General features: G+C 71.9%; 11 protein-coding genes. 6 read left to right on the top strand and 5 right to left on the bottom strand.

Annotation, left to right across the window (positions count from 1 at the left end; all coding sequences use genetic code 11):
- Positions 1–168: 168 nt before the first annotated feature.
- Positions 169–1,587 (bottom strand): tetratricopeptide repeat protein, encoded by a 1,419-nt coding sequence (locus ACWGH4_RS20570; RefSeq protein ID WP_453462801.1) that lies wholly within the window; start codon positions 1,585–1,587, stop codon positions 169–171.
- Between the two features lie 240 nt (positions 1,588–1,827).
- Between ACWGH4_RS20570 and ACWGH4_RS20565 the strand changes: the two genes are divergently transcribed.
- Positions 1,828–2,277: a hypothetical protein gene (locus ACWGH4_RS20565; protein WP_453462806.1), complete on the top strand. Its 450-nt coding sequence runs from the start codon at positions 1,828–1,830 to the stop codon at positions 2,275–2,277.
- A gap of 58 nt (positions 2,278–2,335) precedes the next feature.
- Positions 2,336–3,199 (top strand): spermidine synthase, encoded by an 864-nt coding sequence (locus ACWGH4_RS20560; protein ID WP_453462799.1) that lies wholly within the window; start codon positions 2,336–2,338, stop codon positions 3,197–3,199.
- Between the two features lie 19 nt (positions 3,200–3,218).
- Here ACWGH4_RS20560 and ACWGH4_RS20555 read toward each other — a convergent pair whose 3' ends face one another.
- Positions 3,219–3,752, bottom strand: a complete 534-nt coding sequence (locus ACWGH4_RS20555; protein WP_453462796.1) for a hypothetical protein — start codon at positions 3,750–3,752, stop codon at positions 3,219–3,221.
- A gap of 69 nt (positions 3,753–3,821) precedes the next feature.
- Here ACWGH4_RS20555 and ACWGH4_RS20550 point away from each other — a divergent pair, with 69 nt between their 5' ends.
- From ACWGH4_RS20550 to ACWGH4_RS20540, 3 genes are all read left to right on the top strand, one after another.
- Positions 3,822–4,520: a response regulator transcription factor gene (locus ACWGH4_RS20550; RefSeq protein WP_453462793.1), complete on the top strand. Its 699-nt coding sequence runs from the start codon at positions 3,822–3,824 to the stop codon at positions 4,518–4,520.
- Entirely contained in the window at positions 4,517–5,914 is a 1,398-nt protein-coding gene (locus tag ACWGH4_RS20545) for a sensor histidine kinase (RefSeq protein WP_453462790.1), read from the top strand. Before ACWGH4_RS20550 ends, ACWGH4_RS20545 begins: the two co-directional genes overlap by 4 nt.
- A 164-nt stretch (positions 5,915–6,078) precedes the next feature.
- Positions 6,079–7,551: a glycoside hydrolase family 18 protein gene (locus ACWGH4_RS20540; protein WP_453462787.1), complete on the top strand. Its 1,473-nt coding sequence runs from the start codon at positions 6,079–6,081 to the stop codon at positions 7,549–7,551.
- A 261-nt stretch (positions 7,552–7,812) separates the two neighbouring features.
- On the opposite strand, the gene ACWGH4_RS20535 is transcribed toward ACWGH4_RS20540, so the two are convergent.
- The 3 genes from ACWGH4_RS20535 to ACWGH4_RS20525 all read right to left on the bottom strand — a co-directional run bounded on the left by ACWGH4_RS20535 (position 7,813) and on the right by ACWGH4_RS20525 (position 11,017).
- Positions 7,813–8,661, bottom strand: a complete 849-nt coding sequence (locus ACWGH4_RS20535) for a carbohydrate ABC transporter permease (protein WP_453462784.1) — start codon at positions 8,659–8,661, stop codon at positions 7,813–7,815.
- An 18-nt stretch (positions 8,662–8,679) separates the two neighbouring features.
- On the bottom strand, positions 8,680–9,639 hold the full coding sequence (locus tag ACWGH4_RS20530; RefSeq protein WP_453462804.1) for a carbohydrate ABC transporter permease: 960 nt from the start codon (positions 9,637–9,639) through the stop codon (positions 8,680–8,682).
- A 67-nt stretch (positions 9,640–9,706) separates the two neighbouring features.
- Entirely contained in the window at positions 9,707–11,017 is a 1,311-nt protein-coding gene (locus ACWGH4_RS20525) for an ABC transporter substrate-binding protein (RefSeq protein ID WP_453462781.1), read from the bottom strand.
- Between the two features lie 260 nt (positions 11,018–11,277).
- Between ACWGH4_RS20525 and ACWGH4_RS20520 the strand changes: the two genes are divergently transcribed.
- On the top strand, positions 11,278–11,896 hold a 619-nt coding region (locus ACWGH4_RS20520), incomplete at its 3' end, for a LacI family DNA-binding transcriptional regulator (RefSeq protein WP_453462779.1).

Genomic DNA, 11,896 nt, shown 5'->3' with positions numbered 1-11,896 from the left:
TCCTCAAACTCCCCCTACGGCCCGGCGCTCGTGGGAGGTGCCCCCGGGCGGGCTGACTTTGTCAGCCTCGCCGGCGGCTGAGGCGCGGGGGTCCGGGGGAGGGGCCCCCGGTTTCGGGAAGGGGCGGGGTGGGGAACGGCCCCGCGCAGCGGCCACGCCCGTGTTGCGTCAGGCGCGGCCCGTTGCCGTCTCGCGGTGGTGGAGGAAGGCGGAGACCGACGGGCTGCGGCGGTGCGGCAGGAGGACCTTCGCCGTTTCCGACAGCATCGCGTGGATGCGGGACGACCGGACCTCGCCCAGCAGTTCGAGCACCTGCTCGCCCGCCGCGGCCGCCTCCTCCGGCTCTCCCGCCCGGGCCAGGTCCGCGGCCAGCTCGGCCCGGTACAGCGCGAGGTTGCGGGTGAAGCGGCGGTCCTGCAGGGCCGCCGCGCGACGCGCGTGGCGGGCCGCGCGGGCCCATTCGCCGAGGGCCGACCAGCACTGTGCCTGGAGCGCCTCCAGTTCGGGCTCGGCGAAGAAGGACATCCACTCGGGGTCGGCGTCCGAGGCGCCGCGCCCGAAGTGCGCGTGTGCCCTGGCCAGTGACTGCTCGCACCCGGCGCGGTCGCCGAGCCCCGCCCAGCCGCCCGCCTCCCGCAGCGCGAGCAGCGCCAGCAGCCGTGGGGAGGCCACCAGCCGGGCCGCCTGCTGGCCGGCCTGTGCGGTGCGTACGGCCTCCCGGTGCCGGCCCGCGTCCCTGGCGAGGAACGACGTGTTGCAGAACGCGTGCGCCTCCAGCGCCGGGTCCCCCGCCACACGCGCGGTAGCCAGGGCCTCCGCGTAGTGGGAGCGGGCGTCCTCGAGACGGCCGGAGTCGTGGGCGAGCCAGCCCACCGAAATGGCGAGTTCACCGGCGCCGGTGTGCAACCGCTGCGCCGTCGACCTGCGGGCCGGCGTGCCGGCGTCGAGCAGCGCGTACGCGGCCCTCAGCGGCTGCGCGGCACGGCGGTACAGACCGTCGGCGCCGTGCCGGTCGTCGAGCAGCCGGATGCGGCGTACCGCCTCCTCGACGGCGCTGACCTCGGCCTCGCCGACTCTCCGCGGGTCGGGCAAGGATCCGGGGCCGAGCCCCAGGGACGCGGCCGCCACCGTGGTGGAGCCGCTCGTCATGAATGCGCGACGCAGCACGTCGCTCTCCTCGTCGCTGTCGCTTTCGCTGCTGCCGAGGGGGAGCCGGCAGCAGGGGTGGTGGTGCGGAACGGCCGCGTCCGCGGCCCGGTCCGGCGGCGGTGACGCGGGCGCGGCCCGGTTCCCCGCGCCGCGCCCGCGCACCTGTTCCCGGGCGGTGAAGCCCAGGTCCGTCAGCGCCAGGCCGGGGAACATGTGCAGGAACACCCGCTCGTACGCGTAGTTCGGGCAGCGGATCTCCCCGGACTCGACCCGGCCGATGTAGCGCGCGTCGCAGGAGACCTGCTCGCCGATCTCGCGGGCCGCCCGCCGTACTGCCGTCGCGAACTCGCCCGGCGAGCGGTGTCCGCGCAGTCTGCGGAAAGCCAGGTTGGGTACGGGGGCAGGAACCGCCCGTGATGCCTTTGACGATGACGCCATGGCCGAGGCCTCTCTTGGTGCGGCCGTGTTCCGGCGGGGCAAGAACGTACCTGCTGTGACAGGCCCTTCACACAGGGTTTGGCAACAAAAGGGACATCTCGCCGGTGTTCTGCCATGAACTGCCATCCTTTGCGGCGGCGTGCCGCCGTAGCCCTTGACGCGTACGGGCGTTGAACCGTACGGAGGCGCGTTACGTGTCTCCACTCGAGCGAGGAGGGGATCCCCTTGTTGGAGATCGGCATGGAGACCAGCGCGACGCCCTCGACCACGGCCGGGCACCGGCCCACGCCGGACGGCAGTGCACCACCCCTCTGCGACGTGGCGGTGCCCGGCGGGCCGGCAGAGCCCTGTGATCTGGTGACCGTTCCCGCACGGCAGGGCCTCGAGGCGGTGGACATCCTTCGCCGCGCCGCCGCGCCCGCGGTCGGGCCGGTGCTCCACGACGGGGCCTGCGACACCCTTGGCTTCCTCGTCCCGCCCGGCACCGCCGACGCCTGGGACATGCCGGGCAGCGCCTGTACGCAGACCACCGGCCGGGGCCTGCGCATCCCTGCGGAGTCACCGGCCACCGGGTCCGGCTGGCTGCTGCCGCCCGGTGACGACGCGGACACGGTCACGGACCCGGTGGTGCTGCGCGAGGCGCTGGGGGAGGCGGCCCGTCTGATCGAGGCGGCGGACAACTGCCGCTGAGGCCGGCCCGGCGGAGGACCCGGACGCGGGGGGTCCGCGGCCGGGCGATAATGGACGCGTGGCGAAAAGCAAGCGGCGTGGGGGCGGTGGACCGGAGTCCGTCGTCGCTGCCGTGGACGGCGGACTCGCGGAGCTGATACCCGACCGGGAACGCCCGCGCGGCTGGACGCTGCTCATCGACGGTGCGCCGCAGTCGCACGTGGATCTCGACGACCCGGCGTATCTGTCGTTCGAGTACCAGCGCCGGCTGGGCCACGCCGTGGACCTCGCCGCACCTCCCGGGCGTCCCCTCCAGGTCGTGCACCTCGGTGGCGGGGCGTTCACCCTCGCCCGGTACGTCGCCGCCACGCGCCCCCGTTCCACCCAGCAGATCGTCGAACTGGACGCGGCCCTCGTCCAACTCGTACGCGCGCACCTGCCGTTGGACCCCGGCGCGCGGATACGGGTCAGATCGACCGACGCGCGGGCAGGTCTGGCGAAGGTGCCCGACGGCTGGGCGGACGTGGTGATCGCGGACGTGTTCAGCGGGGCGCGCACCCCCGCGCATCTGACCAGCACGGAGTTCCTCGCAGAGGTGCGCAGGGTGACGAGGCCCGGCGGCAGCTACGTCGCCAACATCGCCGACGGGCCGCCGCTCACGCATCTGCGGGCCCAGATCGCCACCGCCTCGGCCGTCTTTCCCGAGATCGCGCTCGCCGCCGATCCGACGGTGCTGCGCGGGCGTCGCTTCGGCAACGCCGTGCTGCTCGCGTCGGACAGGGAACTGCCGGTCGCCGAGTTCACCCGCCGGGTCGCGAGCGACCCGTTCGCCGGACGCGTCGAACACGGGCGGGCACTGGCCGACTTCACCGGCGGGGCGGCTCCCGTGACGGACGCGAGCGCCAAGCCGTCGCCGGTGCCGCCGCCCGCGGTGTTCCGCTGACCCTCGGGTGACGGGACACTCAGCGTTCGTCGAACTGCACCATCGGAGGATGGCCGTTCCAGGTGCAGAACACCGACACCTCGTGACCGTCCTGCGTGAACGTGACACGGATCCACGACGGCTGCGTCCACACCTGCATCTGCCAGCCCGCCGCCGGAGTCGCCGAGACGAGCTCGGCCGCGGTGTCACCGATGTCGAAGACCACCCGGCCGCCCTTGACGTTGTAGCCCTTCACATTTCCGGCATCCGAAGGCGGCGGCGGTGAAGGCGACTTCGGCGGGGGGTCCTTCTTCGTCGGTGAGGCGGGCGGAGGCGTCGTCGGCGGGCGCGTGCTCGGTGAGGCGGACGGGCTCGGCGGCCGCGCCGTCGACGACGCCTGCGGCTTCGCGGCCTGCGCCGTCGAGTTCTGCGCGGTGATGGGAAGAGCGCGCGGCCGGTCGTACGCGGTTCCGGCCATGACCGTGTGGACGCCCCACCACGACAGCGTCACCGCCGCGCCGGTGGACAGCGACCACGCCATGGCATGTACGAGTCCTCGATGCATCCGGGCCATAGTGCACCACCCGTCCCCTGCTTGTCCCGAACGGGACCGGCGTACTCCGGATGGCGTACGGTGCCGCCCATGGCAAGTGTGCTCGTGGTCGAGGACGACCAGTTCGTGCGCTCCGCCCTCATCAGGCACTTGACCGAGGCCTCCCACACGGTACGGAGCGTCGGCACGGCCCTCGAGGCGCTGCGCGAAGTGGCCCATTTCCGGTTCGACGTCGTCATTCTCGACCTCGGACTGCCCGATCTGGACGGCGCGGAGGCGCTGAAGATGCTCCGCGGCATCACCGACGTTCCCGTGATCATCGCGACCGCGCGGGACGACGAGGCGGAGATCGTACGGCTGCTCAACGACGGTGCCGACGACTATCTGACCAAGCCGTTCTCCGTGGAGCACCTGTCGGCCAGGATGGCGGCCGTGCTGCGCCGGTCCCGGGCCGCCGGCGAGGCGCCGCCCTCGCGGGTGATCCAGGTCGGCGGGCTGTCCATCGACCCGCTGCGCCGCCAGGCCGAACTGGACGGCGAGCGCCTCGACCTCACCCGCCGGGAGTTCGACCTGCTGGCCTTCCTCGCCGGCCGGCCCGGGGTCGTCGTCCCCCGCAAGGAGTTGCTGGCCGAGGTCTGGCAGCAGAGCTACGGCGACGACCAGACCATCGACGTCCATCTGAGCTGGCTGCGCCGCAAACTCGGCGAGACGGCGGCCAAGCCGCGCTATCTGCACACGCTGCGCGGGGTCGGAGTGAAGCTCGAGCCACCGAACGGACACCTGCCATGAGATGGGCGCTCGTCAAGGTCTCCCTGGCCGTCACCGTGATGGTGGTGCTCGCCTTCGCACTGCCCCTGGGCATCGTCATCAAGGAGATGGCCCGCGACCGTGCCTTCTCCAACGCCGAGCGGCAGGCCGCGACGATCGGCCCCACCCTGACCGTCACCACGGAACGCCGCCCGCTGGAACGGGCCGTCGAGTCGACCCCGGCCGGTGCGGTCGGCCGGATGGCCGTGCACATCCCCGCGTCCGGCGAACCGGGCAGCCTGCCGCTGGAGATAGGCAAGCGCCGGGCGGCGAAGAAGGACCTGGCGACCGTCGAACGGATCGGCCGTGCCTCGATCACCGAGGTGTCCGGCGGCTCGGCGCTGCTGCAACCGACCGCGATCGGGACCGGCCAGATCGCCGTCGTCGAGATCTTCGTGCCCGAGGGGGAGGTCTCCAACGGTGTGGACACCGCCTGGCTCGTCCTCGCCGGGGTCGGCCTCGCGCTGATCGTCGGCTCCGTCGCGGTCGCCGACCGGCTCGGCGTACGGATGGTGCAGCCGGCGCAGCGGCTCGCGGGCGCCGCCCACGACCTGGGGGAGGGCCGGCTCGGAGCCCGTGTCCCGGAGGAGGGGCCGCCCGAACTGCGTTCCGCCGCTGTCGCGTTCAACTCCATGGCCGACCAGGTCGTTCAGCTCCTGGCCAACGAGCGCGAGCTGGCCGCCGATCTCTCGCACCGGCTCCGGACCCCGCTGACCGTGCTCCGGCTGAACGCCGCGTCGCTGGGTGAGAGCACCGCCGCCGAGCAGACCCGGGCGGCCGTAGCGCAGTTGGAACGCGAGGTCGACACCATCATCCGCACCGCCCGCGAAGCGAAGCCGCAGACCGCGGCGGCAGGCCCCGGCGCGGGCTGCGACGTCTCGGAAGTGGTCCGCGAGCGGATGGGATTCTGGTCGGCGCTGGCGGAGGACGAGGGCCGCAAGGTCCGGCTCGCCGGAGTGGACCGGCCCGTGCGAATCCCGGTCGCACGTCCCGAACTCGCCGCCGCGCTCGACGCGCTGCTCGGCAACGTCTTCCGCCACACGCCCGAAGGCACGGCCTTCTCCGTCGACGTGCACAACAGCGACGACGCGGTCATCGTGCTGGTCTCCGACGCCGGCCCGGGCATCGCCGACCCGGCGGCCGCCATGGCCCGGGGCAACAGCGGTGCCAGGGACGGCTCGACGGGCCTCGGCCTGGACATCGTGCGCAGGGTCGCGGAGGCCACGGGCGGCGACGTACGGATCGGCAGGTCCGTCCTCGGGGGCACCGAGGTACGGATCTGGATCGGCCTCGACCCCCGCGAGGCCGCCGGCGGCCGGCGCCGCAGCCGGCACCGGGGGCGGGTTCCGCGCCGCCGTAAGACCGCCCTGCGGTAGCGCACGGCCGCGTCCTCGCGGCACATCATTAATCGCTTCCGATGCCTCCCTTAAGCGCGCCCTAAGAAGACCGACCGCCGTCACTGATCGGCCTTTTGTCCGATTCGGGGCCGCTAGCGTGCAGCGCACCACCCCCCGACTTCGTACGCAGAGGCAGGCACCCGATGGGCAGCAGTACGCACCGGCGCAGGGCGAGCGTCAGGACCAAGGCGGTCGGCGCGGTCGTCGTGACCGCTGTGATCGGCGGCACGGCGGTCGTCCTCACCGGCACCGCCCAGGCCGCGGCGGTCGGCGCCGCCTACACCCGGACCAGTACCTGGGACGGCGGCTACACCGGCCAGTACGTCATCACCAACGAGACCGGCGAGGCCCGGACGGACTGGACCCTCGAGTTCGAGCTGCCCGCCGGGACGAGGATCAGCTCCCTGTGGAACGGCGAGCACACCGTGGACGGGCAGCAGGTCACGGTGAAGCCCGCGAGCTGGAACAAGAGCCTCGCGCCGGGTGCCTCGGTCACCGTCGGCTTCGTCACCTCCGCGAGCGGACAGGCCGCCGACCCGACGGCCTGTCTCATCGACGAGATCAAGTGCTCGGTGGACGACGGGGCCACGCCGCAGCCGAGTGGCCGCCCCACGGAGCAGCCCACGCCGACGCCGACCGCCACCCCCACGCAGAAGCCCACCCCCACCGCCACGGCCACCCCGACGCCGACCCCCACGTCGACCGGGGCTCCGAAGCCGGGCGGCACCGCGCGCTACGCGCCGTACATCGACACCTCCCTGTACCCGGCCTACGACATGCTCGACACGGCGGCGAAGACGGGCGTCAAGGAGTTCAACCTCGCCTTCATCACCTCCGGCGGCGGCTGCGCCCCGCTGTGGGGCGGTGTCACCGACCTGGCGAACGACAAGGTCGCCGCCCAGATCGGCGCCCTCCGGGCCAAGGGCGGCGACGTCCGGGTCTCCTTCGGCGGCGCGGCCGGCCACGAGCTGGCGCTGAACTGCTCCTCCGCCGACGACCTGGCGAAGGCGTACGGCAAGGTCATCGACACCTACAAGCTCACGAAGGTCGACTTCGACGTCGAAGGCGCGGCGCTGCCCGACACCGCCGCCAACTCGCGGCGCTCGCAGGCCATCGCGCAGCTCCAGAAGTCGCACCCCGGCCTGAACGTCTCCTTCACCCTGCCCGTCATGCCCGAGGGCCTCACCCAGCCCGGCGTGGACCTGGTCGCCGACGCCAAGAAGAACGGCGTGCGCGTCGACGCGGTCAACATCATGGCGATGGACTACGGCCCGGCGTACAGCGGCGACATGGGCGAGTACGCGATCCAGGCGGCCACCGCCACCCAGGCGCAGATCAAGGGTGTGCTCGGGCTCTCGGACGCGGCCGCGTGGCAGGCCGTCGCGGTCACCCCGATGATCGGCGTGAACGACGTGGTGACGGAGATCTTCAAGGTCGACGACGCCACGCAGCTCGTGAAGTTCGCCGAGTCGAAGAACCTGGGCTGGCTGTCGATGTGGTCCTCGACCCGCGACAAGCAGTGCGCCGGCGGGGAGAAGCCGGCGGCGGACGCGACGTGCAGCTCGATCCTGCAGGAGCCGCTGGCCTTCACGAAGGCCTTCTCCGCGTACAAGTAGCCACCCCGTCCCCCCACGGCGACGCCCCGGGCCGGCCCCCACCCGCCCGGGGCCCCGCCACGCCCCTCACCCCGACCGGGCTTCGCCCGCTGCATTTCCAGCCCGTCCGGCGTTCGAGGACACCGCGCGGTACGGCCCGGGCGGAGCCCGGCAGGGGTGTGTGCGAAGCGTGGTAGAAGTCCGGGCGGAGCCCGGTTCCGGGAAGGGGCGGGGAGGGGAACAAGCCCCGCGCAGCGGCCCGCACGCCCCGCGCCCGCGCCCTCAGCCCTTGACGGCCCCCTGCATGATGCCGCCCACGATCTGCTTGCCGAAGACGACGAACGCGATCAGCAACGGCAGCGTCCCCAACAGCGCTCCCGCCATGATCACCGACTGGTCGGGGATGTAGCCCTGCCCGAGGCCCGCCAGGGCCACCTGCACCGTCGGGTTGCCGCTCTGCGTCAGAGCGAGGATCGGCCAGAAGAAGTCGTTCCAGGCCATCACGAACGTCAGCATCCCGAGGACGGCCATCGCCGGCCGCGCGGCGGGGAAGACGATGTGCCACACCACGCGCAGGCTGCTCGCGCCGTCGACCCTGGCGGCCTCGATCAGTTCGCCGGGCAGTGCCTCCATCAGGTACTGGCGCATGAAGAACACCCCGAAGGCGCTGACCAGCGTGGGCAGGATGACGGACTGGAGCTGGTCGGTCCAGGACAGTTCGGCGATCAGCATGTACAGCGGCACGACGCTGAGCTGCGGCGGCACCATCATCGTGCCGATGACGAGCAGCAGCAGCGCGTTCTTCATCCTGAACCGAAGCTTGGCGAAGGCGAACCCGGCGAACGTCGAGAAGACCACGGTGCCCGCCGCCACCGATCCGGCGACGACCGTCGTGTTGAGCAGGGCGGTGCCCATGTTCGCGTCGGTCCAGGCGATCTCCAGATTGCGGAAGAGCCGGCTGCCGAACCAGAACGGCGGGGGAGTCTGAGCGAGCCGGGTGTTGGTACGGGACGCGGCGACCGCCGTCCACACCAGTGGGAAGAGGGAGCCGGCGGTGAACACGATCAGCGCGGCGTAGGCGAACCTCCCGCCGTGCAACTGCCGCCCCGCCCGCCCCTTGCGCCCTGTCATCGTCGTCTCGGCTCCGCTCTACGCGCTCTTGCTCAGGCGGCGCGCGACCAGCCAGTTCACCGCGCCGACGACCAGCAGGATCAGGAACATCGCCCAGGCGATCGCGGAGGCCCGGCCCAGGTGCAGGTTCACCCACCCCTGCTCGTACAGATAGAGACCGAGCGTCTGGAACTGGTGGTCCGCGCCGCCCGTCGCGCCGGCCCCGCCGCTGAACAGCAGGGGCTCGCCGAACAGCTGGGTCGCGCCGATCGTGGAGACCACGCAGGTGAACAGGATCGTGTGGCGCAGGGACGGCACCGTGACATGGATGAACTGCTGCCACGGCGAGGCCCCGTCGAGCGCGGCCGACTCGTACAGGTCCTTCGGGACGGCCTGCATCGCCGCGAGATAGATCAGCGCGTTGTAACCCGTCCAGCGCCAGATCACGATCGTCGAGACCGCGAGCTGCGAGGTCCACTGCCCGTTCTGCCAGTCGACGTCACCGATGCCGACCAGCCCGAGCGCCCAGTTGACCATCCCGTAGTCGCGGCCGAAGAGAAGCACGAAGACGAGCGTCGCGGCGGCGACGGACGTCGCGTACGGGGTGAGGGCGGCGACCCTGAAGAACATCGAGCCACGAAGCCGGTAGTTGAGCAGATGTGCGATGCCGAGCGCCATGAGCAGCTGCGGCACGGTCGACATCAGTCCGATGGTGACCGTGTTCCTGAGCGCGTTCCAGAAGAACTCGTCCTCGAGGAGGCGCGAGAAGTTGCGCAGCCCGACCCATTCCATGTCGGTGGGCGCGGTGAGCTCCACCCGGTGCAGCGAGGCCCAGCCGGTGTAGAGCAGCGGGAAGAGGCCGAAGGCGAGGAAGAAGACGAAGAACGGTGCGACGAAGGCGTACGGGCTCCATCTGACGTCGCGCCGGTAGCGGCGTGAGCGCTTCGCACGCCGCCGCTGCTTGGCGGCGTCCGTGTCGTCGGGGGCTCCGACGTCCACAGCGGACCCCGGCTTCCCGGGCTGTTCGACGTGCGCGGCCGGCCTGCCGTGTGCGGGTTCCGGCACGTCACTCGTCCAAGGCGTTGTCGATCGCCTTGACCGCCGCGTCCCAGCCCTCTTGCGGGCTGCGGCCCTTCTGGTCCACCTGGAGCATGCCGATGTCGGCCAGGTTCTGCGCGATGATCAGATCCTTGGGCCCCACGATCTGCACCGGGACGTCCTGCGCGGCCCTGGAGAAGATCTTCCCGATGGGCGCGCCCCCGAAGTAGGGGTGCGTGGCGTCGGCGACGGCGGGCAGCGAGTAGGCGGCCTCGGCGCTGGGGAAGCTGCCGCGCTCGGTGAACAGCTTCGCCTGCTGCTCGGGAGCGGTCAGCCAGGCGGCGAGCTTCGCCGCCTCGGCGGTGTTGTCGCCCGTCTTCGGCACGACCAGGAACGAGCCGCCCCAGTTGCTCGGCCGTGGCGCGGCGGCGACGTCCCACTTGCCCTTGCCGGCGGCGCCCGCCTTGTCCTGGATGTGGCCGAGCATCCAGGCGGGGCAGGAGACGGTGGCGAAGGCGCCGTTGGACATGGCCTGGTCCCAGGAAGGCGTGAACTGCTGGAGCCTGGCGGTCAGTTTCTCCGTGGCGAACTCGGCGGCGAGGTCCCAGGCCTGCTTCACGGCCGGGCTGGTCTTGTAGACGATCTCGCCGTTCTCGTCGTAGAAGCGTTTCTCGTTGCTGCCCGTGACGGCCGCCATCACGCCCGAGGCGGAGTCGACGAAGGCCGTCCCCTCGGGCGCCCGGGCCTTGTACTTCCTGCCCGTCTCCAGGTACTTGTCCCAGTCCCCGGCCCACAGCCTGCCGACCTCGTCGCGGTCGGTCGGCAGCCCGGCCTTCTCGAAGAGGTCCTTGCGGTAGCAGATGCCCTGGGGGCCGATGTCGGTGCCGAGACCGACCGTCTTCCCGTCCTTGGTGGTGGCCTGCGCCCATTTCCAGCCGAGGAACGAGTCCTTGCTGACGCCCTCGGTCCTGCCCAGATCGACGAGCCGGTCCGCCTGGGTCGCGGCGACCTCCGCGATGTTGTTGACCTCGACGGCCTGGATGTCGGCGAGGCCGCTGCCCGTGCTGAGGTGGGTGAGCAGTTGCGGGTAGTAGTTCTCGTTCCGCTGGATCGAGGTCTGCTTGATCCTGATGTCCGGGTGGAGCTTCATGTACTCCTCGTACAGCCCCGCCTCCTTGAGACCGAAGGCACCGAAGACGCCCACCGTGATGGTGGTCCTCCCCTTGCCGTCACCGCCGTCGTAGGCGCTGTCGCCCGGCTCTTCGCTGTCCTTGGCGCAGCCTGCGAGGAGCCCGGCGCCCAGCGCGACGACGACCGCGAGGATTGCGGTCCTGCGCATGACGACCTCCTTCGGGGAGTGCCGTCACCCCCGGGTCCTGACGTGCCGCCCGCGGCCGTACTTGTGTGACCCGTACTTTTAGCACGCCGGGGGCGACCGTGGCACGGGCGGTGGCCTGCGGCTTTGCCCACCAGGCGCCGACGGGGGAGTGGGAGCGCTCCCATACGTGATCGGCCGCGTTCGTCGTCTGAGAGGGGGAGGTCCGAAGGCGCCGCGGCACGTTATGTTCTCCGCCTGGGCAGCCTGGGGAGGCGGACACGATGTCTCGGACCATCCGTACGGGGAACGGGGGGCGGGCCACCGGTCTGCCCACCCTCGAGGAGGTCGCCGCGCGGGCGGGGGTCGGACGCGGGACGGTCTCCCGGGTCATCAACGGCTCGCCGCGCGTCAGCGAAGAGACCCGCGCTCTGGTCGAGGCGGCCGTCGCCGAACTGGGCTACGTCCCCAACCGGGCGGCCCGGGCCCTCGCGGGCAACCGTACGGACGCCATCGCGCTCGTCGTCCCGGAGCCGGAGGACCGTTTCTTCGCGGAGCCGTACTTCTCCGAGATGGTGCGCGGCGTCGGAGCCGCCCTCGCCGACACCGAGATGCAGCTGCTGCTGACGCTCGCCGGCAACGACCGCGAACGAAAGACGCTCGCCGGGTACCTCGCCGCCCACCGGGTCGACGGCGTGCTGCTGGTCTCGATGCACGCGGGCGACCCGCTGCCGGACCTGCTGGAGCAGCTCTCCATCCCGGTGGTCATCAGCGGCCGCCGCGCGGCTGACGAGACGCTGGCGGCGGTCGACTCCGACAACTTCGAGGGCGCACGGGCGGCCGTCGCCCACCTGGCCGCCCGGGGGCGGCGCACCGTCGCGACGATCACCGGCCCCCTGGACG

It is taken from the genome of Streptomyces sp. NPDC054847 (assembly GCF_053610925.1).
Note: the sequence above shows the minus strand (reverse complement) of the source record. Positions and strands in the feature narration are given on the sequence as shown.